This window comes from Myceligenerans cantabricum (assembly GCF_054777735.1).
The window spans coordinates 182,120-203,896 of the sequence record NZ_BAAHAJ010000005.1 but is presented as its reverse complement, the minus strand read 5'-3'; the positions used below and the strand labels follow the sequence as shown (position 1 = coordinate 203,896).

23 protein-coding genes are annotated in these 21,777 nt (G+C 71.3%); 17 read left to right on the top strand and 6 right to left on the bottom strand.

Translation table 11 applies throughout. The features are described 5' to 3' along the window. Positions 1 to 142 precede the first annotated feature (142 nt). From chvE to ACYU96_RS05780, 7 genes are all read left to right on the top strand, one after another. On the top strand, positions 143 to 1,306 hold the full coding sequence (gene chvE, locus ACYU96_RS05810; RefSeq protein WP_460750138.1) for a multiple monosaccharide ABC transporter substrate-binding protein: 1,164 nt from the start codon (positions 143 to 145) through the stop codon (positions 1,304 to 1,306). A 168-nt stretch (positions 1,307 to 1,474) separates the two neighbouring features. Beyond that, positions 1,475 to 3,040: a multiple monosaccharide ABC transporter ATP-binding protein gene (mmsA, locus tag ACYU96_RS05805; protein WP_460750135.1), complete on the top strand. Its 1,566-nt coding sequence runs from the start codon at positions 1,475 to 1,477 to the stop codon at positions 3,038 to 3,040. After that, positions 3,037 to 4,221, top strand: coding sequence for a multiple monosaccharide ABC transporter permease (mmsB, locus tag ACYU96_RS05800; protein WP_460750132.1), 1,185 nt, complete (start codon positions 3,037 to 3,039; stop codon positions 4,219 to 4,221). Before mmsA ends, mmsB begins: the two co-directional genes overlap by 4 nt. Before the next feature lie 139 nt (positions 4,222 to 4,360). Further along, on the top strand, positions 4,361 to 4,501 hold the full coding sequence (locus tag ACYU96_RS05795) for a hypothetical protein (protein WP_460750129.1): 141 nt from the start codon (positions 4,361 to 4,363) through the stop codon (positions 4,499 to 4,501). Between the two features lie 4 nt (positions 4,502 to 4,505). Beyond that, entirely contained in the window at positions 4,506 to 5,141 is a 636-nt protein-coding gene (locus ACYU96_RS05790; protein ID WP_460750127.1) for a TetR/AcrR family transcriptional regulator, read from the top strand. Between the two features lie 117 nt (positions 5,142 to 5,258). Next, positions 5,259 to 6,065 carry an ABC transporter ATP-binding protein gene (locus ACYU96_RS05785; RefSeq protein ID WP_460750124.1) on the top strand — a complete coding sequence of 269 codons (807 nt, stop codon included), beginning with the start codon at positions 5,259 to 5,261 and terminating at the stop codon, positions 6,063 to 6,065. Further along, positions 6,062 to 6,787, top strand: coding sequence for an ABC transporter permease (locus ACYU96_RS05780; RefSeq protein WP_460750122.1), 726 nt, complete (start codon positions 6,062 to 6,064; stop codon positions 6,785 to 6,787). The genes ACYU96_RS05785 and ACYU96_RS05780 overlap by 4 nt, the downstream gene beginning before the upstream one ends. Before the next feature lie 189 nt (positions 6,788 to 6,976). On the opposite strand, the gene ACYU96_RS05775 is transcribed toward ACYU96_RS05780, so the two are convergent. Both ACYU96_RS05775 and ACYU96_RS05770 read right to left on the bottom strand, forming a co-directional pair. Next, positions 6,977 to 7,075: a 30S ribosomal protein bS22 gene (locus ACYU96_RS05775; protein ID WP_003792170.1), complete on the bottom strand. Its 99-nt coding sequence runs from the start codon at positions 7,073 to 7,075 to the stop codon at positions 6,977 to 6,979. Between the two features lie 349 nt (positions 7,076 to 7,424). After that, entirely contained in the window at positions 7,425 to 8,603 is a 1,179-nt protein-coding gene (locus ACYU96_RS05770; RefSeq protein WP_460750119.1) for an acetoin utilization protein AcuC, read from the bottom strand. A gap of 183 nt (positions 8,604 to 8,786) precedes the next feature. On the opposite strand from ACYU96_RS05770, the gene ACYU96_RS05765 reads away from it, so the two are divergent. Then, positions 8,787 to 10,193: a TrkH family potassium uptake protein gene (locus ACYU96_RS05765; protein ID WP_460750116.1), complete on the top strand. Its 1,407-nt coding sequence runs from the start codon at positions 8,787 to 8,789 to the stop codon at positions 10,191 to 10,193. A gap of 97 nt (positions 10,194 to 10,290) precedes the next feature. Beyond that, positions 10,291 to 10,962 (top strand): potassium channel family protein, encoded by a 672-nt coding sequence (locus ACYU96_RS05760; RefSeq protein ID WP_460750113.1) that lies wholly within the window; start codon positions 10,291 to 10,293, stop codon positions 10,960 to 10,962. A gap of 127 nt (positions 10,963 to 11,089) precedes the next feature. Here ACYU96_RS05760 and ACYU96_RS05755 read toward each other — a convergent pair whose 3' ends face one another. Further along, complete coding sequence (locus tag ACYU96_RS05755; RefSeq protein WP_460750110.1) at positions 11,090 to 11,893, bottom strand: HAD family hydrolase; 804 nt, start codon at positions 11,891 to 11,893, stop codon at positions 11,090 to 11,092. A gap of 132 nt (positions 11,894 to 12,025) precedes the next feature. Between ACYU96_RS05755 and ACYU96_RS05750 the strand changes: the two genes are divergently transcribed. Both ACYU96_RS05750 and ACYU96_RS05745 read left to right on the top strand, forming a co-directional pair. Next, a complete protein-coding gene (locus tag ACYU96_RS05750) occupies positions 12,026 to 12,280 on the top strand; it encodes a glutaredoxin family protein (protein ID WP_460750107.1) in 255 nt (84 codons plus the stop codon). Between the two features lie 57 nt (positions 12,281 to 12,337). After that, entirely contained in the window at positions 12,338 to 12,991 is a 654-nt protein-coding gene (locus tag ACYU96_RS05745) for a redox-sensing transcriptional repressor Rex (protein ID WP_460750105.1), read from the top strand. 62 nt (positions 12,992 to 13,053) lie between these two features. Here the strand turns inward: ACYU96_RS05745 and ACYU96_RS05740 are convergent, their stop codons facing one another. Both ACYU96_RS05740 and ACYU96_RS05735 read right to left on the bottom strand, forming a co-directional pair. After that, positions 13,054 to 13,797, bottom strand: coding sequence for an aspartate/glutamate racemase family protein (locus tag ACYU96_RS05740; RefSeq protein WP_460750102.1), 744 nt, complete (start codon positions 13,795 to 13,797; stop codon positions 13,054 to 13,056). Between the two features lie 10 nt (positions 13,798 to 13,807). Beyond that, on the bottom strand, positions 13,808 to 15,427 hold the full coding sequence (locus tag ACYU96_RS05735) for an NCS1 family nucleobase:cation symporter-1 (protein ID WP_460750100.1): 1,620 nt from the start codon (positions 15,425 to 15,427) through the stop codon (positions 13,808 to 13,810). A 203-nt stretch (positions 15,428 to 15,630) separates the two neighbouring features. Between ACYU96_RS05735 and ACYU96_RS05730 the strand changes: the two genes are divergently transcribed. Continuing rightward, positions 15,631 to 16,224, top strand: coding sequence for a cupin domain-containing protein (locus ACYU96_RS05730; RefSeq protein WP_460750098.1), 594 nt, complete (start codon positions 15,631 to 15,633; stop codon positions 16,222 to 16,224). 112 nt (positions 16,225 to 16,336) lie between these two features. On the opposite strand, the gene ACYU96_RS05725 is transcribed toward ACYU96_RS05730, so the two are convergent. Further along, on the bottom strand, positions 16,337 to 16,888 hold the full coding sequence (locus tag ACYU96_RS05725; RefSeq protein ID WP_460750095.1) for a YceI family protein: 552 nt from the start codon (positions 16,886 to 16,888) through the stop codon (positions 16,337 to 16,339). Positions 16,889 to 17,057: 169 nt separating this feature from the next. Between ACYU96_RS05725 and ACYU96_RS05720 the strand changes: the two genes are divergently transcribed. From ACYU96_RS05720 to resB, 5 genes are all read left to right on the top strand, one after another. Further along, positions 17,058 to 17,549, top strand: a complete 492-nt coding sequence (locus tag ACYU96_RS05720) for a MarR family winged helix-turn-helix transcriptional regulator (RefSeq protein WP_460750093.1) — start codon at positions 17,058 to 17,060, stop codon at positions 17,547 to 17,549. 144 nt (positions 17,550 to 17,693) lie between these two features. Continuing rightward, positions 17,694 to 18,338: a histidine phosphatase family protein gene (locus tag ACYU96_RS05715; RefSeq protein WP_460750090.1), complete on the top strand. Its 645-nt coding sequence runs from the start codon at positions 17,694 to 17,696 to the stop codon at positions 18,336 to 18,338. Next, a complete protein-coding gene (locus ACYU96_RS05710) occupies positions 18,335 to 19,030 on the top strand; it encodes a TlpA family protein disulfide reductase (RefSeq protein WP_460750088.1) in 696 nt (231 codons plus the stop codon). Before ACYU96_RS05715 ends, ACYU96_RS05710 begins: the two co-directional genes overlap by 4 nt. Continuing rightward, positions 19,030 to 19,839 carry a cytochrome c biogenesis CcdA family protein gene (locus ACYU96_RS05705; protein WP_460750085.1) on the top strand — a complete coding sequence of 270 codons (810 nt, stop codon included), beginning with the start codon at positions 19,030 to 19,032 and terminating at the stop codon, positions 19,837 to 19,839. Before ACYU96_RS05710 ends, ACYU96_RS05705 begins: the two co-directional genes overlap by 1 nt. Further along, entirely contained in the window at positions 19,839 to 21,776 is a 1,938-nt protein-coding gene (gene resB, locus ACYU96_RS05700; protein ID WP_460750082.1) for a cytochrome c biogenesis protein ResB, read from the top strand. Before ACYU96_RS05705 ends, resB begins: the two co-directional genes overlap by 1 nt. Position 21,777: the final 1 nt, after the last annotated feature.

Genomic DNA, 21,777 nt, shown 5'->3' with positions numbered 1-21,777 from the left:
GGTGGCGGGGGGATTGGTAGTTTTGCGCGACGTAGCCGTGACAAGATCGTGACTTCACAGGTTTGGAGCGGAATGGTGTGAGCGTTAACATCTCGGGGTAGTGCCGGGCGAGTGATCCGGTAACTCTCGAAGAGGAGACCTCATGGCAAACAAGCTCTGGTACACCCGGGCCGTGGCCGCGGTCGCGACCGGTGCACTGGCCGTCACGCTTGCCGCGTGCGGTGGCGAAGGCGCCGGCAGCGGTGGTGGCGACGAGGACGCGGCACCCGAAGAGGGTGGTCTCGTGGGCGTCGCGATGCCGACGGAGACGTCGGAACGTTGGATCGCGGACGGCGCGTCCGTCGAGGAAGGGCTCCAGGACGCCGGGTACGACGTCGATCTGCAGTTCGCGGGCGACGACATCCCGACCCAGCAGGAGCAGATCGACGCGATGATCAATGATGGCGCTCGGGCGCTCATCATCGCCGCGATCGACGGTACGACCCTGACCGGCCAGCTCGAGGCCGCTGCGGCACAGGACATCCCGGTCATCTCGTATGACCGCCTCATCCGCGACTCGGGGGACGTCGACTTCTACGTGTCGTTCGACAACTTCGAGGTGGGTGTCGCGCAGGCGAACACGCTGCTCAACGGCCTCGGCCTGGTCGACGAGGCAGGTGAGCCGGTGGAGGACGCGCCGGAGGGCCCGTTCAACGTCGAGCTGTTCGCCGGCTCGCTGGACGACAACAACGCGCACTTCTTCTGGGACGGCGCCATGTCGGTGCTCGAGCCGCTCATCGACGACGGCACCCTCGTGGTGCCCTCGGAGCAGACCGACATCGACCAGGCCGCCACGCAGCGCTGGTCGCAGGAAGCCGCGCAGAGCCGTATGGAGGACCTCCTCACGGCGAACTACGACGGCGACGAGAAGGTCGACGGCGTGCTCTCGCCGTACGACGGCATCTCCCGCGGCATCATCGAGGCGCTGCGCAGCGGTGGCTACAAGGACGACGCCATGCCGCCCGTGACCGGCCAGGACGCCGAGATCGCGTCGGTCAAGTACATCGCCGACGGCGTGCAGCACGCGACGATCTTCAAGGACACGCGCCTGCTCGCCGACCAGGCCGTCACCGCGGCCGAGACGATCCTCGCCGGTGACGAGCCCGAGGCGAACAACACGGAGGACTACGACAACGGCGTGAAGGTCGTGCCGTCGTACCTCCTGCCCGTCGTCCCGATCTACGCGGACAACATCGAGTCCGAGCTGGTCGACTCCGGCTACTGGACCGCCGAGGAGATCGAGGCGGGCGTCGCCGAGGGCGAGTGACGCGTCACTCCTGACCGCCGAGGGCTCACGCCCCGTGCCGAGGCAGCAGCTCGCGGACGCGAGATGCTGCCTCGGCAGCGGTGAATCGCCGGGGCAGCAGGTTCCGCGTGGAACCGGCTGTCCCGGCGTTCCAGGGTCGTCGAGGCTGTAAGAGAACAAGGACAGCGCATGTCTGAATCCACTGAGTCACCTGCAAACGGTGACGGCCCCATCCTCGAGATGCGGGACATCACGAAGACGTTCCCGGGCGTCAAGGCGCTCTCCGAGGTCAACCTGTCGGTCGACCGCGGCGAGATCCACGCGATCTGCGGCGAGAACGGTGCCGGCAAGTCGACCCTCATGAAGGTGCTGTCGGGCGTACACCCGCACGGCACGTACGAGGGCGACATCATCCTCGAAGGGGCGACCGCGACGTTCCGGTCGATCAACGACTCCGAGGCTCGCGGCGTCGTCATCATCCACCAAGAGCTCGCACTCGTCCCCCACCTGTCGATCGCGGAGAACATCTTCCTCGGCAACGAGCGGCGCCGTGGCGGGCAGTTCGTCGACTGGCACAAGACGAACGACGCGGCCGCGGAGCTGCTGGCGCGCGTAGGGCTCACCGAGTCCCCGACCGCGCCGGTCGCCACGCTCGGCGTGGGCAAGCAGCAGCTCGTCGAGATCGCCAAGGCGCTCTCGAAGGAGGTGCGCCTGCTCATCCTCGACGAGCCGACGGCAGCCCTCAACGACCAGGACTCCGAGCACCTGCTCGGGATCCTGCGCCGCCTCCGTGAGGAGGGCGTGACCTGCATCATCATCTCCCACAAGCTGGGGGAGATCGCCGAGGTCGCCGACCGCACCACCATCATCCGCGACGGGCAGACGATCGAGACGATCGACATGGCCGAGCCGGGAAGCACCCAGGAGCGGATCATCCGCGGCATGGTGGGACGTTCGCTGGACAACCGGTTCCCGGAGCGGAACCAGGCCGTCGGCGACGAGGTGCTGCGCATCGAGGACTGGACGGTGCAGCACCCGACCCAGCCCGGGCGGGTCATGGTCGACAAGGCCAACCTGCACGTGCGCGCCGGCGAGGTCGTCGGCATCGCCGGGCTCATGGGCGCCGGGCGGACCGAGCTCGCCATGTCGGTCTTCGGCCGGTCGTACGGCCGGGGCATCTCCGGGCGCGTGCTGGTGCACGGCCGGGAGGTCGTGGTGAAGGACGTGCCGAGCGCCATCTCGGCCGGCATCGCCTACGTGTCCGAGGACCGCAAGCAGCTCGGGCTCAACCTCATCGAGGACGTGCGGCGCAACACCTCGGCGGCAGGTCTGCCGAAGCTGTCCCGTGCGGGCTGGGTGAACGAGAACGAGGAGCTGCGCGTCGCCGAGGAGTACCGCTCCTCCATGGGCACCCGCACCCCGTCCGTGCTCGTCCCGGTCAGCAAGCTCTCCGGGGGCAACCAGCAGAAGGTCGCCCTCTCCAAGTGGATCTACACGGACCCCGAGGTGCTCATCCTCGACGAGCCGACGCGCGGGATCGACGTCGGCGCGAAGTACGAGATCTACACCCTCATCAACAAGATGGTCGCGGACGGAAAGGCCGTCCTGGTGATCTCCTCGGAGCTCCCCGAGCTCCTCGGCACCTGCGACCGGATCTACACCCTCGCCGCCGGACGCATCACCGGCGAGGTCGACGTCGCGTCGGCCACCCAGGAAGGACTGATGTCGCTCATGACACAGGAGGCTGACGCATGACCACGATCGCGAACCTGAAAGATCTGGTCACCATGAACGTGCGCACGAGCGGCATCGCCGGCGCCTTCATCGTGATCGTGCTGCTGTTCGCCTTCCTCACCGACGGGAAGCTGCTCAGCCCGGGCAACATCAGCAACCTGGTGCTGCAGTACTCGTACATCCTCATCCTCGCGATCGGCATGCTGATCGTGATCGTGGGCGGTCACATCGACCTGTCCGTGGGGTCTGTCGTCGCGCTGACAGGCGCGATCGCGGCCGTCGTCGTCGTCAAGGGAGGCGCGCCCTGGTGGGTCGGCGTCCTGGCGGCGGTCTGCACCGGATTGCTGGTCGGGGTGTGGCAAGGCTTCTGGGTGGCGTACGTAGGGATACCGGCGTTCATCGTGACCCTGGCAGGCATGCTGCTGTTCCGAGGACTGACGCTCCTCGTGCTCGGCAACATGTCGCTCTCGCCGTTCCCGGCGGAGTACGGCCAGATCGGTCGCGGCTTCCTCAACGGCCTGCTGGGCGGGTACGGGTACGACGCGTTCACGCTGATCGTCTTCGGGATCGCCGTCGCAGGCTACGCCGTGGCCAGCTACCGGAACCGCCGGGCCAAGCTCGGCTACGACCAGACCGTCGAGGCCCTGCCGCTGTTCGTCGGGAAGATCGTCCTCGTGGCCGCTGTCGTGATGTGGTTCGCCTACCAGCTCGCCACGAGCCGCGGTCTGCCGGTGGTGCTCATCATCCTGGCGACGCTGGTCATCACGTACACCATGGTGACGAAGCACAGCATCTTCGGCCGGCACGTCTACGCGATCGGCGGCAACCTGTCGGCCGCGCAGCTCTCGGGCGTGCGGGTGAAGCGGGTCAACTTCCTGATCTTCCTGAACATGGGCTTCCTCGCGTCGATCGCCGGCATGGTGTTCTCGTCGCGGTCCAACGCCGCGCAGCCCGGCGCCGGTGAGATGTTCGAGCTCGACGCGATCGCCGCCTGCTTCATCGGCGGCGCCGCGGTGACCGGTGGGGTCGGGACCATCCCCGGCGCGATGATCGGTGGCCTGATCATGGCCGTCATGTCGAACGGCATGTCGATCCTGGGCGTCGACCAGTCGGTGCAGCAGGTCGTCAAGGGCCTCGTGCTCCTGCTCGCCGTCGGCTTCGACATCTGGAACAAGAAGCGCTCCGGGGCTCGCGCGTCCTGAGCCTTCGGGAGAACGGCGGTCGACCCGTGCTGACGTCCTTGACGTCGCACGGTGTCGGCCGCCGTTCTCGTGCCAGGACCTGGCCACCCGCGATGTCTCGCGCGTGGTGCGGTGGGTGCCGGAGCGTAGCCTTGACGGCATGACTTCCAGGGTGAGGAACGGTGTGAGTCTTCCGAGGCCCGACGTCGGGCATCTCGGCGACCCCACCGAACGTGCCGGGCTGCGCTCCTGGTCCGCGGCGCCGCACGAGGCGGTGCTCCCGCACGCCGGGCTCGACTGAGCGGATGGCTGCGAACTCCTCCGAGCGGAGCCCCCGGCGCGGGCGGCGCCCGGCCGGGCAGGACGCCCGTGCCGCGATCCTTGCCGCGGCACGGGCCGAGTTCTCCGAGCGCGGCTACGAGGCCGCGTCCGTGCGCTCCGTCGCCCGGCGGGCCGGCGTCGACCCCGGGACGGTGCGGCACTGGTACGGCGACAAGGCCAAGCTCCTGCCGGCCGCGCTCGGGCTTGCCGACGTCGCGCCGACCGAGGTGGTCGCGCAGGTCGTCGACGGCCCCCTGGAGACGCTCGGGGAGCGCCTGCTCCACACGGCCCTGACGACCTGGGACGACCTCGGGCCCGAGCCGCTGCGGATCGCGCTGCCGGCCGTCATGTCGGACCCGGAGCTGCGCGGGCTGATGCCGCAGTTCCTCCTCGCCGAGATTCTCGGACCCATCGCGCGGAGGCTGCCTCCGCGGGAGGCGGCGATCCGGACCAACCTGCTCGGCACGCAGATGGTGGGCGTGATGATGGCGCGCTACGTCGTCGGGCTCGAGCCCATCGCGTCGCTCCCCGCGGACGCCGTCGTGGCGGCCGTCGCGCCCACGCTCCAGCGGTACCTGACGGGTGAGGTCTCCGAGACCGCGCTCGTGGCGGCCTCGTAGCGGCGGACCGCGGACCGCGGAGCGCGGACCGCGGAGCGCCCGGGCCCGGTGTGCGGGACGGCGGGTCGGTCGTGCTGGGCCTTGCGGTGCCCGGGGCACGAGAGCATAATTCATCGCATGAGGAAAAATGTGTCCGGAGCGGCGCCCGCGGCCGTTCATGTCGCCGGGCTGAAGGTCGTACGTGGCGGGCGCACGATCATCTCCGGCCTGGACGTGGACGTGCCCGCCGGGTCCGTCGTCGGGCTGCTGGGGCCGTCCGGGTCGGGCAAGACGACGCTGATGCGCGCGATCGTCGGCGTGCAGGACAAGGTGTCCGGAACCGTCGAGGTGCTCGGGAGTCCTGCCGGGTCGGCGGCGCTGCGGCGCCGCGTCGGGTATGTCACGCAGGACGCGAGCGTGTACACGGACCTCACGGTCGTGCAGAACCTCGACTACTTCGCCACCCTGGCCGGCGTCCCGCCGCGGAGCCGCAAGGACGCCGTCGCCAGGGCGGTGGACGACGTCGACCTGGGCGGGCACGAGAAGCAGCGCGTCGGCAGGCTCTCCGGCGGGGAGCTGTCCCGTGTCTCGCTGGCTGCCGCGCTCGTCGGCGACCCGGAGCTGCTCGTCCTGGACGAGCCGACCGTCGGGCTCGACCCCGTGCTGCGGCGCGACCTGTGGACGACCTTCCACGAGCTCGCCCGCGGCGGCACGTCGCTCCTGGTGTCCTCGCACGTCATGGACGAAGCGACCCAGTGCGACCGGCTGCTGCTCCTGCGGGAGGGCACGCTGGTGGCCGACACGACGCCCACGGCCCTGCTGGAGGAGACCGGAGCGCCCGACGCCGAGCGGGCGTTCCTTGCCCTGATCGAGACGACGGAGACGGCCGACACCGGGAAGGGTGGCGCCGCGACCGCCGTCGTCCCCGAGGAGGGAACCCGATGAACCTGACCTTCGCGACCGCCGGGCGCGTGCTTGCCCAGCTCCGCGCCGACAAGCGCACCATCGCGCTCATCGTCGTGCTGCCGTGCCTGCTCATCGGGCTGATCGCCTGGATGTTCCAGGACACCCCCACGGTGCTGGACCGGTTCGGGCCCGTGCTCGTCGGGATCTTCCCGCTCATCGTGATGTTCCTGGTCACGAGCGTGGCGACGCTGCGGGAGCGGCAGTCGGGGACGCTGGAGCGGTTGATGACCACACCGATCCGCAAGGGCGACCTCGTGGCGGGCTACGCTCTCGCGTTCGCGGTGCTGGCGCTGCTCCAGGCGGTGGTCGTGGTGGGCTGGTGCGTCTGGCTGGGGATGGACGTCGCGGGACCGCTGTGGCTGGTGTTCGTGGTGGCGCTGCTGGTCGCGATCCTGGGCTGCACGCTCGGGCTGGCCGCGTCGGCGCTGGCGCGGACCGAGTTCCAGGCCGTGCAGATGATGCCCGCGATCGTGCTGCCGCAGCTCATCACCTGCGGGCTGCTCATGCCGCGCGACCAGATGCCCGAGATCCTCGAGTGGCTGTCGCGCGTGCTGCCCCTCACCTACGCGGTGGAGGCCATGCAGGACCTGGCGATGGGTGAGGAGTGGGAGGCCGTCCAGGGCTCGGTGGGCGTGATCGCCCTGTTCATCGTCGGCGCGGTCATCCTGGGCATCCTCACCCTCCGCCGCCGCACGGAGTGAGGGGTGCCGGGCGCTCGGGGCGCCGCGGTGCGGTCGGTCCGTTCTTGAGCGGTCGGTCCGTTCTTGAGTGATCGGTCGTTCAAACGACCGATCACTCAACAAGCGACCGACCGCGCTGAGGGCGGCTCACGGTATGACCGCTCAGGAAATGACGGAGGGCCCGGCCTCATGGCCGGACCCTCTCTCACGTCACTTCTTGTTGCGGCGCTGGTGGCGCGTCTTGCGAAGCAGCTTGCGGTGCTTCTTCTTGGCCATACGCTTGCGGCGCTTCTTGATGACGGAGCCCATGAGGTCCTCGCTTGTCTGTGGTGATCGGGCGGCCCGACGCCGGGCCGCGGCTGACGTGATCCACGGTTGGTCCCGCGGACATACGCCGACCAACACGAGAAAGAGTCTGTCGGTCAGGATAACGGCAGATCCGACCACACCAGTAATCGAGCGTGTGTGAGATCGCGGGCAGTCCCCGACAGCCTGTCCCGGACCGTCGGACCGTCGGACCGTCGGACCGCCGGACCGCCGGACCGCCTGGCCGCCTGGCCGCCGGACCGGCGACGAAGACCGAGGGCGTGACGCCGGGGCGCCCGCAGGGCTGAGCCGGGCAGTTCCGAGGACCCGGGCCCGGCCCGGTGACCGGGACTCAGTCGTGGTGAGGGTCCAGGCCCAGCAGTGGAAAGACGGCCCTGCGGGTCGCCTGGACGGCGCGGTCGACCGGGTCGTCCGGGTCCCAGCCCTCGCTCCAGGGCCTCCAGGCCACGGGCACGGGTGTACCGAGGGTCCGGGCGGGCTCGATCTCCGACACCTCCAGGGCCACCGCACGCCAGTCGGGCGGGAGCGGCATGCCGCTCGCGAGCGGCGCGTGAGCGGCCTCGGCGACGAGCGAGGCCCAGGCGAGGGGGACGACGTCGACCACCGCGTACCCGCCACCGCCGAGCGCGAGCCAGCGGCCGCCGGACAGCTCGTGCGCCAGCGCGTGCACCCACTGCTGGGCCGTGCGCTGGGCGTCGACATCGACCTCGAGGTGGGAGAGCGGGTCGTTGCCGTGCGCGTCGCAGCCGTGCTGCGACACGACCATGTCGGGCCGGTGCTCGCGGACCACGGCGGGGACGACGGCGTCGATGGCGCGCAGCCACGCCGACCCGTGCGTCCCCGGGGGGAGCGAGACGTTCACCGCGGTGCCCTCGGCGCGCCCGGTGCCGACGTCGCCCGCGTACCCCGTGCCCGGGAACAGGGTCCGGCCGTCCTGGTGCACGGACACCGTGAGCACGCGGGGGTCGTCCCAGAAGGCCGCCTCGACGCCGTCGCCGTGGTGGGCGTCGAGGTCGACGTATGCGATGCGTTCCGCGCCGAGGTCGAGGAGCCGGCGGATCGCGGCGGCGGCGTCGTTGTAGACGCAGAAGCCCGACGCCGCACCGCGCTGCGCGTGGTGCATCCCGCCCGCGACGTTCACGCCGTGGTCCGCCGCACCGTGCCACACGGACTCGGCGAGGGACACCGAGCCGCCGACCTGGCGCGCGGCGGCGTCGTGCATGCCGAGGAAGAGGGGGTCGTCCTCGGTGCCGAGACCGCGCCGGGGGTCGGGTTCGAGGGCCGTCGACGCGCACCTGACCGCAGCGATGTAGTCGTCGTCGTGCACGGAGCGCAGGACGTCGTCCGAGGCGGGCGGGGCGTCGACGATCTCCAGCGAGGGGAGCTCCGGCAGGCCGAGGGCGCGGATCAGGCGCATCGTCAGGTCGAGCCGCACGGGGGCCATCGGATGGCCGGGCCCGAAGTCGTACTCCAGGAGTTCCGGGCTCCAGGAGAGTCGGGCACGGTGCACGGGACCCACCGTAGCCGAGATCGGGCGGCCGGCTTCCGGGCGTTCGCTCCGGTGCGTTGCGTCGCCTCGGACGTGCGTCGCGGAGCGGCGCGTGGCGCATTCTCGCGCCCGCGGGGATAGGGTCCGGGAAGTCCCGATGAGGCGCCGGAGGCGCACGAAGACCGGAGGAGGGTCTGGCGGAGCATGAGATGGAGGTTGCGTACACGCCTGTACGCCTTCCGGGAGCGGCTGGACGACGTCGCCCGGCACAGCCCCGCCCGGCTCGCGATCATCGTGTTCGCGGCCGTCATCGCAGTGTTCACGATGCTGCTGCTCGCCCCGTGGGCGACGGCGTCGGGCAGTTCGGCCCGGCCGGTGGATGCCTTGTTCACTGCCGTCTCCGCGGTGTGCATCACCGGGCTCGTGGTGCAGGACACCGGCACCTACTGGTCGCTGTACGGGCAGATCATCATCATCACCGGCATCAAGGTCGGTGGGCTCGGGATCATGACGCTCGCGTCGATCATCGGGATGGTGGTCTCCCGGAAGATCGGTCTGACCCAGCGGATCCTCACGGCGTCCGAGACGAAGACCAAGGGCCTCGGCGAGGTGGGCTCGCTGGTCCGCACCATCATCGTGACGGCCACGACGCTCGAGCTGACGATCGCCGCGCTGCTCTTCCCGCGACTGCTCGCGATCGAGGGGCACGCCGGGACGGCGGCGTGGCACGCGCTCTTCTACGGGATCTCGGCGTTCAACAACGCCGGCTTCGTCCCCACCGAGGAAGGGCTGATGCCGCACGTCGGCGACTGGGGCCTGCTGCTGCCCGTGGCGCTGGGCGTGTTCATCGGGTCCCTCGGGTTCCCGGTGATCCTGAACCTGTACCGGGCGCTGCGCGAGGGGCGGGTGCGGCGGACCGGGCGGCGCTGGGGCCTGCGCCTGTCGCTGCACTCGAAGCTGACGCTCACCACGAGCGTCGCGCTGCTCGTGGCGGGATCCGCGGCCATCGGGCTGCTGGAGTGGCGCAACCCCGAGACCCTCGGGCCGCTGGACTGGCCGGTGAAGCTGCTGTCCGTGCTGTTCGCGGGGGTGATGCCGCGGTCCGGCGGGTTCAACACGGTCAGTACCGAGGGGATGGAGCAGTCGACGTGGCTGGTCACCGACGCCTTGATGTTCGTGGGCGGAGGCTCGGCGTCGACGGCGGGCGGCATCAAGGTGACCACGCTGGCGGTGATCCTCCTGGCGATCGTCGCCGAGGCCCGCGGCGACCGGGACATCGACGCCTACGGCCGCAGGATCCCGCTGGACACGTTGCGCCTCGCGCTCGGCGTGACGTTCTTCGGCGCGACGGCGGTGATGGTGAGCAGCGCCGCGCTGCTGCACATCACCGACCACAACCTGAGCAGGATCCTGTTCGAGACGTTGTCCGCGTACGCGACGGTGGGGCTGTCCACCGGGATCACCGCAGGCCTCCCGGACGGGGCCAAGTATGTTCTGGCCGCGCTGATGTTCGTGGGGCGCACGGGCGGGATCACGTTCGCCGCGGCGCTTGCGCTCCGCGACCGCCGTCGCATCGTACGCTTCCCCGAGGAACGCCCGATCATCGGCTGAGACAGGCACTCGGCCGAGTGCGCGGTGCTGGTGGGGTCGTATCCGATTCGTCCAACCAGGACCGTGCCCTCGACGGGAGTGGCGGAAGGGAACGACTGTGCCGGAGAAGAAGGAGCCGAACCGCGAGGCGGGCGTGCTCGTCATCGGGCTGGGCCGGTTCGGCTCGTCGCTCGCGACGACGATGGACCGGCTGGGCGAGGACGTGCTCGCCGTGGAGAAGGACCAGGCGCTGGTGGCGCAGTGGTCCGGCCGCATCCCGCTCGTGGAGGCCGACGCGTCCAACCCGGAGGCGCTGGAGCAGCTCGGCGCGAAGGAGTTCGGGGCGGCGGTGGTCGGTGTCGGGTCGTCGCTGGAGGCGTCCGTGCTGATCACCGGGAACCTGGTCGACCTGGGAACGCCGCAGATCTGGGCCAAGGCGATCTCCGCGGAGCACGGCCGCATCCTCACGCGGATCGGCGCCCACCACGTCGTCTTCCCCGAGGCCGACGCCGGAGCGCGGGTCGCGCACCTGGTCAGCGGCAAGCTGCTCGACTACATCGAGATCGAGGACGGGTTCACCATCGTCAAGATGCGCCCGCCGAAGGAGATGCGGGGGTTCACGCTGGCGCAGTCGAACATCCGGCGGAAGTACGGGATCACGGTGATGGGCGTGAAGAGCCCGGGCCAGGAGTTCGTCTACGCGACGCCGGAGACCCGCGTCTCCGCGAACGACCTGCTGGTCTGCTCGGGCCACGCGGAGCTCCTGGAGCGCTTCGCCGCCCGTCCGTGAGGGATGGGGACGGCTGGGGCTCCGGGGCGAAGACGACCGGTCCCGGCCCGCCGGAACGGTTGTGAAGACCGAGGACGCGACGCAGTAGCGCCCGCTGGGCTGAGCCCGGCGGGTCCGGAGAGCAGAGTCAGCCCATGGTGCGGCCGCGGATGCGGCGGCGCAGGGCCCGGATGATCAGGCCGAACACCCAGGCCGCGCCCGCCCACCACGCCGTGCGGACGCCGCGTCCGGCGAGACGCTGCGGGCGGCCGCGGAACTCCCGGATGGGCCAGCCGACGTCCTGCGCGTGGCGGCGCAACCGGATGTCGGGGTTGATGGGGCAGGGATGCCCCACGGCGTCCATCATCGGCAGGTCGTTGAGCGAGTCGCCGTAGGCGTAGCTCGAGGCCAGGTCGATGTCCCCGGAGGCGGCGAGCTCCTCGATGGCGGCGGCCTTGGCCGCGCCGTGCATGAGGTCGCCGACCAGCCGGCCGGTGTAGAAGCCGTCCTCGTGCGCGGTGACGGTGCCCAGCGCCCCGGTCGCGCCGAGGCGCCGCGCGATGAGCTGGGCGATCTCGACGGGCGTCGCGGTGATGAGCCACACCTGGTGCCCCGCGGCGATGTGCTCCTCGAGGAGCCGGCGGGTGCCGGGGAAGATCCGCAGGGAGAGCACGGTGTCGTAGACCTCCTCACCGAGCGTGGTCACCTCGGCGACCGTGCGGCCGGCGATCAGCTCGAGCGCCCGGTTGCGTACCTCGTCGATCTGCTCCCGGTCCTCGCCGAACATCAGGTAGCGCGCCTGGATCAGGCCGAACCGCAGGAGGTCCCGGGTGCGGAAGAACCCGCGCTGGTACGCGGCGCGGGCGAGGTGGAACGCGCTGGCCCCGCGGATGATCGTGTTGTCGACGTCGAAGAACGCCGCGGTCGCGGATCCGGGTTGCGTCGACGACATGCGCCTCACTCTATCCGGGCATCCGTGCAGCGAGACCCACCTCGCCGAGGGCTGCCGGGTGCGTGGACCTGCGGGGCGTCTGCTGGGTGAGGTTCTCCTCCGGGCCTGCGACCACCGTCGTAGGCTCTGCTCGTGACCACCATCGATCCGCGCGTCGTCCTGTACACCCGGCCGGGCTGCCACCTGTGCGACGCGGCCCGCGACGTCGTCGGGACGGTCACGGCCCACACCGGTGCGACATGGCACGAGGTGGACATCTCCAACGGCCCGGAGGCCGGGGCGCTCACCGAGAAGTACGGGGAGTACGTGCCGGTCGTGGAGGTGGACGGTGTACAGCAGGGCTTCTGGCGCATCGATCCCGCACGGCTTGCCAGACTCCTGGCATGATCTGACGAGCGAAGGAGCGAGCCCGGCTGACGTCGTCGTCCCGGGGAAGGAGCTGCAGTGGCAGAGCTCAGCGAGAACGCGGTCCCGGCGGCGACGGTAGGTCGCCTGCCCTACTACTTGCGTGCCCTGCGCGACATGGCCGACGAGGGCGTGCTGCTCACGTCGTCGTCGGAGCTGGCGGAGCGGGCCGGGGTGGGATCGGCGCAGCTGCGCAAGGACCTGTCGTTCCTCGGTTCGTTCGGCACGCGCGGCGTGGGGTACGACGTCGGCTCGCTGGCGGACTACATCAAGGCCGCGCTGGGGCTCGACTCCGAGCACCGGCTGGCGATCGTCGGGATCGGTAATCTCGGGCACGCGCTCGCCAACTACTCCGGCTACGCGCAGCGCGGCTTCAAGGTCGCGGCGCTGCTGGACGCCTCGCCCGAGCTGGTGGGGACGAAGGTGGCGGGTCTCCAGGTGGCCGACGTCGTCGACCTGACCGACGTGATCACGGCGCGCGGCGTGTCCATGGTGGTGCTCGCGACGCCGGGCGGTGCGGCCCAGGGCGTCGCGGAGAAGGTGGTCGCGGCGGGCGTGCGGGAGATCCTGAACTTCGCGCCGACGGCGCTCCAGGTGCCGGACGACGTCGTCGTGCGGTCGGTCGACGTCGGTGGCGAGCTTCAGATCCTGGCCTTCCACGCGGCGGCCCGCGCCGCGGGCGCGGCGGACTGACCGGACACCACCGCCCCGACGGCCGACCACGCCATCTCGCGGGGACGAGTCAGGGGGACGAGTCAGGGGAGTCGAGTCGGGCCGCCGCCGCCCGGGGGTGTGGCGCTCGCGGGAGGGCGTGGGGGTGGCGCGTACTCGTCGCGCTTGCTCGTTCCCACGCCCATGCGGACCATTCCGGCGACGAGGCCGACCGCCGCGGCGACGCCGTCGACCACCGGGACGCCGACGCGCTCGGTGAGGTCCGCACAGAGGTCCGTCATCCCGGCGCAGCCGAGGACGACGGTGTCGGCGCCGTCCACGCGGACCGCGTGCTCGCTGAGCGTGGCGATGGTCTCGCGGGCGGCGGAGCCGGGGTCCTCCAGCTCCAGGACGGGCACGTCCGCGGCGTACGATGCGACGCACGCGTCCTGGAAGCCGTGCCGCCGGACCAGGTCGTGCGCCCGGCCCAGCGTCCGCGACAGCGTGGTGACGACGGCGAAGGTGCGGCCCGACAGGGTCGCGACGTGCATCGCGGCCTCGGCGATGCCGACAACGGGGCCCGTGGTGAGCTCCCGCGCCGCGTCGACCCCCGGATCGCCGAAGCAGGCGACGACGAACCCGTCGGCCCGCGCGTCCGCGACGTCGCGCGCCACGGCCAGGGCTGCCCACGCCTCGTCGGTGTGGCTCTCGACGGCGGCCGGCCCGGCCCCGGGGTCCGGGCAGGTCGCGACGACGTCGACCCCGGGCCCGGCCACCTCCCGGGCGGAGCGGCCGATCTTGTCGGTCATCGCCCGGGAGGTGTTGGGGTTGATCACGCGGATCAGCATGGGCAGCGCCTCACGCGGTGGCGCCCGTGACGCCGGTGGCGCCGTCGTTCACGCCCTCGGTGACGTCGTCGAACGACGGGACCTGGGGGTGGCGCCGTTCCAGCGTCCAGAACGCCACGAAGCCCAGGCCGCAGCCGATGAACCAGGTCCAGTTGCCGATCCAGGAGATGTCGAACCAGCCGAGGTCCGCCACCAGCTTGGGCAGGACGCCCAGCAGGACGGTCGGGACACCGGCCAGGACGATCGCCAGCACACCGTTGCGGTTGTAGCCGTTCTGGTACCAGTAGGTTCCGCTCTCGGACATCGAGTACATCTCGTCGACCCGGATGCGCTGGCGGGCCACGACGTAGTACCCGGCGATGAGGATGCCGAAGAGCGGTCCGATGAGGGCGCCCAGGACGCCCAGCGTGTAGTGGATCGCGTCGGCGTCGTCGTACCAGTTCCACGGCAGCAGCACGACGGAGCCGACGGCGGCGATCATGCCGCCCGTCCGCCAGCTGATCTTCTGCGGGGCCACGTTGGAGAAGTCGAACGCAGGGGAGATGAAGTTGGCGACGATGTTGATACCGACGGTGGCGGTCACGAAAGTCAGCCCGCCGAGCAGGATCGCGAACGGGGTGTCGATCCGCTCGACCGTGTGGATCGGGTCCGTGATCAGCTCGCCGAAGACGGGGATCGTCGCGGATGCAGTGATCACCGTGAGCAGGGAGAAGAACAGGAAGTTCACGGGCAGGCCGAGCAGGTTGCCCTTCTTGACCGCCGAGAACGAGCGGCCGTACCGGGCGAAGTCGCCGAAGTTCAGCATCGGCCCGGAGAAGTACGAGACCACGATGGCGACGGCGGTGCAGAACACGCCGACCTGCTGCCACCCGCCGAGCGGCTCGCCCTCGGCGAGGCTCAGGCTGATGTTCGACCAGCCGGCCTGGGAGACCATGTAGATCGCGAGCACGATCATGACGACGTAGACGGCGGGACCGGCCCAGTCGATGAACCGGCGGATGGTCTCCATGCCGTTCCAGAAGACGGCGGCCTGGGCGAACCAGAGGATCATGTAGGAGATCCAGCCGAGCGCGCTGAGACCGAGGAACTCGGGTGCGACGAGGCTCGCGCTGGCCGGGATGAACTTGAGGAAGACGATGTTCAGCGACTGCGCCGCCAGGAACGTCTGGACGCCGTACCAAGCCACGGCGATGAGCCCGCGGATGATCGCCGGGATGTTCGCCCCCTTGACCCCGAAGACTGCCCGGTTGATCACCGGGTACGGGACGCCGGTCCGCTGGCTCGGCTTCGCGACGAGGTTGGTGAACACCTGGACGATGACGATGCCGACGAGCAGTGCCAGGAGCACCTGCCAGCTGGCGATGCCGAGTGCGAAGAGGCTCCCGGCGGTGACGTAGCCGCCGACGCTGTGCACGTCGGACATCCAGAACGCGAAGATGTTGTACGACGACCACTTCTGCTCCCGCAGGGGAGCCAGGTCCTCGTTGGCGAGCCGGGGGTCGTAGGACGGCTTGACGTTGCCGGAGCCGACGGGGTGGCCCGCAGCCTCCACCAGGTCGGACGGGGGTGTGCTGGGCGCGCTGGGCGGAGCGGCCGCCGTGGAGGCGGACACCTCCGTGTTCTCGGTCATGAGCCGTGCCTTCCGGGTGGGGATCCGTGCCCATGAAGCTATGGGTTAACTGGAGTCCTGCGGTTTCCCGGGTGTAACCAGGTGGTAAGGCTCAGGTTCAGCAATGACTTCACACGTGTTACGGCCGTGCCGGTTCGCGTGTCGCGCGGCGTGTCGTGGCGGCGCGGGGCGCGCCTCTTCCGGCCCGCCCGTACGATGCCGCCGTGTCCTCCGAACCGTCGCTCGGTGCCCGGCTGCGTGCTCTGCGTGAGGCGCGCGGCGTCTCGGCGCGCAGCCTCGCCGCGACGCTCGGCATCTCCGCCAGCGCCGTGTCGCAGATCGAGCGCGACGTGATGCGGCCCTCGGTGGTGCGCCTGCTCGCCATCACGGACGCGCTCGGGGTGCCGCTGGCCGACGTCTTCGAGGCGCCGGACGCCGTGGCCGGGCCGCGTGGTGCTGCCACGGAGCTGGAGCACGCGGGGATCGCGGTCACGCGGGCCTGGGAGGTCTCGCCGGTGACGCTCGGCGGTGGCGTGTCCTTCCGGAGGCTGTCGCCGAACCCGACCCGGGGCCTCGACTTCTTCGAGTCGGTCTACCCGCCGGGCGCGACGGCGACGCTCGGCGACGCCGACCTGTTCAAGCACGAGGGCTACGAGATCGGCAACGTCGTCGCGGGCGAGCTCACCGTCGAGCTGGCCGACGACGAGGTGGTGCTGGCGGCCGGCGACTCCATCAGCTACCCGTGCTCCGTACCGCACCGGGTGCGCAACGCCGGCGTGCGCCCGGCCGTCGCCACCTGGCTGATCCTCCACCCCTGACTCCGTCCGTCCCCCTGGGACGGCCGCGCCGAGAGCGGCCGGTCGGTCCGTGCGTGAGTGATCGGCAGTTCAAACTGCCGATCACTCACGCACGGACCGACCGCGGCGGGGGTCAGCCCTTGAAGATCGCCGAGACGTCCAGGGTGATCTTGACCTTCTCGCCGACCAGGACGCCGCCGGTCTCCAGGGTGGCGTTCCAGGTGAGGCCGAAGTCCTTGCGGCTGATCTCCGTGGTGGCCTCGAAGCCGGCGCGCTTGTTGCCGAACGGGTCGGTGGCCGTGCCGGAGAACTCGCCGGCGAGGTCGACGGACTTCGTGACGTTGTTGATGGTCAGGTCGCCCGTGACCGTGATGTCGTCGCCGTCGAGCGCGACCCCGGTGGAGCGGAAGGTCCAGGTCGGGTTCTCGTCGGCGCCCCAGAAGTCGTTGCTGACCAGGTGCTGGTCGCGGCCGGAGTCACCGGTGCTGACCGACGTCGCGGCGAGGTCCGCGGTGACGCTCGACGACTCGACGTCGTCGCCGACGACGATCGTGCCCGCGGTGACGTCGATCGTGCCCCGGACCTTGGCGATGCCGGCGTGGCGGACCGAGAACGCCGCGGTCGTGTGCGAGGGGTCGATGTCGTAGGTGCCCGGGGTGATGCCGGCGGGGAGCGGGGTGGCCATGAAGTGTCTCCTGGTTGATCGTGTCGGACGGGGTCCGGGGCGGAAGGCCCTCGGAGCGATATAGTTGAGATCTCAACTATCGCGCTGGTCCAACATACTCCGATCCGTAAAGTATTCCCACGGCAGAGGACGGGCGGGCCGGGGCAACGGCGGAGGAGAACGGCGAGGCATGAGCGAGACGAACGGCGTGCGCTGGCTCGACACCGGTCAGCAGACCGTGTGGCGGAGCTTCCTGGAGGGCAACGCCCGATTCATCGAGGCGCTCGGCGCCGCCCACGACGCCGAGCTCGACCTCAACCTCGGGGAGTACGGCCTGCTGGTGCAGCTCTCGGAGCAACCGGACCGTACCCAGCGGATGTCGGCGCTCGCCGACGGCCTCGTGCTGTCCCGCAGCCGCCTGACCCACACCGTGTCGCGGATGGAGCAGCGTGGCCTCGTGAGCCGGTGCCCGGCGGACGGGGACCGGCGGGGCGTGAACTGCCGCCTGACCGACCTCGGGTACGAGACGCTCGCCGCCGCGGCACCGGGGCACGTGCGCGCGGTGCGCCGGCTGCTGGTCGATGTGCTCGACCCGGCGGAGATGGAGACGCTCGGCCGGATCATGGGCAAGATCGGCGCCGCCTCCCGCGCCGAGCTGACCAGGGACCCGCGCGACCGCTGACCCCGCCGGCCCCGCCACCTCGCGCGTCCGGACCCGGGCCCCGGGCTGCCGCTTCCGGCGGGTCGGGGAAGAGCACCGAGCAGTGGCTCACACCACGCCCGCCCGATGCCTCACCACTCAGGATGCGATGGGACACTGAGGGCCATGGTCTCCACCACCGTCCACCTGCTCCGTCACGGCGAGGTACACAACCCCGAGGGTGTGCTGTACGGCCGCCTGCCCGGCTACCGGCTGTCGGACCGCGGCCAGGAGATGGCCGCGCGCGTCGCGAAGCATCTGTCCGAGCGGGGCCGCGATGTCACCGCGGTGGTCGCCTCCCCGCTGCAGCGCGCGCAGGAGACGGCGACGCCGCTCGCGCAGGCGTTCGGCCTGGAGCTGGGCACCGACGACCGCCTCATCGAGGCCGGCAACCACTTCGAGGGGATGCGGTTCGGTGTCGGCGACGGCGCGCTGCGGCACCCCGCGCACTGGAAGTACCTGTGGAACCCGTTCCGCCCGTCGTGGGGCGAGGCGTACGAGGAGCAGGTGCGGCGGATGCGCGGCGCGGTCGAGACCGCACGCCACGCCGCCGAGGGGCACGAGGCCGTGCTGGTCAGCCACCAGCTTCCCGTCTGGCTCACCCGCTGCTCCTTCGAGGGCCGCCGTCTCTGGCACGATCCCCGCAACCGCCGGTGCAACCTCGCGTCCCTCACCTCCCTGCGGTTCGAGGACGGCCGGTTCATCGGCGTGCACTACAGCGAGCCGGTCGCCGACCTGTACGACGGCGTCAAGCAGCTTCCCGGCGCATGACCGGCACCACCACCCCCCTGCACGACCGGTCTCATCGCTCCAGGCCGCCGGTCTCGGCGCGTCACGCCACCGGCCCGGCCACCGGTCCGCGGCCGCGCACGTGGGGTCATCGCGGGCCGGCCGGCCTCGCGATCGCCCTCGCCGCGGTCGCGGCCGTCGCGCTCGCCGGCTGCACCGCGGCCGACTCCGGGGCCGGCGACATCGCCGGCCAGGGCTACGTCTCCGGCGACGGCTCGGTCCGCACCTGGGAGGACGGCGAGCGCGACGGTCCCGTGGAGATCGCCGGTGACCTCTTCGACGGCGGCGAGGCGGGCACTGCCGACTGGGCGGGCGATGTCGTCGTCCTCAACACCTGGTACGCGGGTTGCCCGCCCTGCCGTGCCGAGGCGCCCGACCTCGCCGACCTCGCGAACGAGTACGAGGACGACGGCGTCCACTTCCTCGGCATCAACACCGAGGACGACGCCCCCACGGCGCAGGCGTTCGAGCGCACCTTCTCCATGCCGTACCCGAGCATCGAGGACCGCAGCGGCCGCGTGATCGCGGACCTGTCCGGCATCACGTCGCTGCAGTCCGTGCCCACCACCGTGGTGCTCGACCGCGAGGGCCTGGTGGCCGCGCGCATCCTCGGCCAGGCCGACAGGTCCACGCTCGAGACCCTGATCACCGACGTCCTGGCGGAGGAGGCCTGATGGACGCCGGGTCGCTCGCGTTCAGCGGCTCGCTGCTGGTCGCGATCCCGGTGGCGATCCTGGCGGGCCTGGTCTCGTTCGCGTCGCCGTGCGTGCTGCCGCTGGTCCCGGGGTACATCGGGTACGTGGGCGGCATGTCGGCCGCCTCGGCCGGCCGGGCGCGGCCGGAGGGCTCGTCGGGGACGACGGCGGCCACGGGCGGCGTCGCCACGGCCCGCGAGGTGGCCTCCGGGCGGGTCCGGGTGCTCGCCGGGGTCGGCCTGTTCGTGGCCGGGTTCACAGCGGTGTTCGTCACGCTGATGGCGGCCGCCGGGGCCGTGGGCGTCTACCTGGTGCGCTGGGAGGACGTGCTGTTCCGGGTGCTGGGTGTCGTGGTGGTCCTGATGGGGCTGTCGTTCCTGGGTCTCGTGCCGTGGCTGCAGCGCGAGGCGCGGCTGGACGTGGTGCCGCGGGCCGGGCTCTGGGGCGCGCCGCTGCTGGGTGTCGTGTTCGGGCTCGGCTGGACGCCGTGCATGGGCCCGACCCTGACGGCAGTGCAGGCGCTCGCCCTGGACGAGGCGTCCGCCGGGCGCGGCGCGCTGCTCGGCGTGGCCTACTGTGTGGGGCTCGGTGTGCCGTTCCTGCTGGTGGCGCTGGGGGCGACGGGCTCGGACCGGATGATGGGCCTCCTGCGACGGCACCGTCTCGCGGTGATGCGCGCGGGTGGCGGCCTCCTCGTGGCGATCGGCCTGGCCCTGGTCTCGGGTCTGTGGGGCGTGCTGACGGCGTCGCTCCAGTCTTGGGTCAACGGTTTCTGGACGGTCCTGTGATGGCGGGCGACGAGACGACCGGCGACCCTGCTGCCCGCCGCGCCGAGGCGGCCGGTGCCGCGGACGAGCCGCGGACGGGCCCCGCTCCCGCTGCCGAGGCGGTGCGCTCCGCCGGCCGGGCGCTGCCTGCGCGGGGCCGGTATGTGCCCGAGGGGATCGCCGACGAGTTCGTCGAGAGTGCCGGGGGCCCGCGGGCGTCGTCGGGCGGCGAGAAGGGTGGCGGGCTGCCGGCCGCGCCGGGGATCGGCGTCGTCGGGCTGCTGCGGTGGACCTGGCGGCAGCTGACCAGCATGCGGGTCGCCCTGATGCTGCTGATGCTGCTCGCCGTCGCCGCCGTGCCGGGGTCCGTGCTGCCGCAGCGCGGCCAGGACGCCGGAGCGGTGACCGAGTACCTGGGCGAGAACCCGGTGCTGGGCGAGTGGCTCGACCGGTTCGGGTTCTTCGACGTGTACACGTCGGTCTGGTTCTCGGCGATCTACCTCATGCTCTTCGTGTCCCTGGTGGGCTGCATCGTGCCGCGGACGGGGGCGCACTGGCGTGCGCTGCGGGCGCGCCCGCCGCGGGTGCCGTCGCGGTTCGCGCGGTTCCCGGCGCGGGCGAGCGCGACCACGGACCTGGCGCCGGACGACGTCGTCGGCCGCGTCGCGACGAAGCTGCGCGGACCGCGCTACCTGCCGGCGTTCCGCGTGGACCGGAGGGCGGAGCCCGCGCGGGCGGGCCGGCCCGAGGCGTCCACGATCAGCGCCGAGCGCGGCTACCTGCGCGAGACCGGGAACCTGCTGTTCCACCTGGCGCTGCTGGGGCTGCTGGTCTCCGTGGCACTGGGCCAGATGCTGCACTACACGGGGCAGGCGATCGTCACGGAGGGCCGCGGGTTCGCGAACGCCGTCGTCGACTACGACACCTTCACCGAGGGCTCGTGGTTCCAGCCGTCGTCGCTCGTGCCGTTCTCGATGACGCTGGACGCGTTCGACTCGGAGTTCACGAGCGAGGCGGTGGCGTTCGCGCAGGCCAGGGATTTCACGGCGCACGTGACCGTGACCGATCCCGGCGGCGCGCAGCACGGCGAGCAGATCAAGGTCAACGAACCGCTCGTCACGGACGGCGCCAAGATCTACCTCCAGGGCAACGGCTTCGCACCCGAGATCACCGTGACCGACGCCGACGGCGAGGTCGCCTTCTCGCAGCGCGTGCCGTTCCTGCCGGAGGACCAGCTGTACACGTCGCGCGGGGTCGTGAAGGTGCCGGACGTCTCGGACGGCGAGCAGATCGGGCTGATCGGCTACTTCCTCCCGACGGCGGTCGTGGACGACGACGGGACCGCCCGCTCCACCTTCCCCCAGCCGCTCGACCCGCTGCTCGTGCTCGAGGTGTACCGGGGTGACCTGGGACTCGACGACGGCATCCCGCAGAACGTGTACCAGCTGGACACCGCGACGCTGACGTCGTCGGTGGACGACGCCGGGGAACGCGTCAAGCTGCTCGTGCGGCCCGGCGAGACCGTGGACCTGCCGGACGGGCTCGGCACCGTGGAGCTCGGCGAGGACGTGCCGCGATACGTGGCGCTCGACCTGCGGCACGACCCGTCCCTCGGGTTCGTGCTGACGTTCGCCCTGCTCGCGCTGGGCGGGCTCGCCCTGAGCCTGTTCACGCCGCGGCGGCGCGTGTGGGTGCGGGCTTTCGTGTCCGGCAGCGGGGCTACTGTGGTGGAGGCCGCGGGACTGGCGCGCGGGGACGACGCCGGGCTCCAGGCCGAGGTGGACCGGGCGATGTCGGTCCTCCCGGCGCCGGGCGCCGGCGCCGGCGTCGCCGGCACGGACCGTGAGGCGGACGGTGACGGTGCCGCGGACGGTGACAGCGTCGCGGACGGCGGGAGTGCCGACGGCCCCGGGGCCGTCGAGATGGATCCGGGCAAGAACGAGACGACGAAGGACTGAG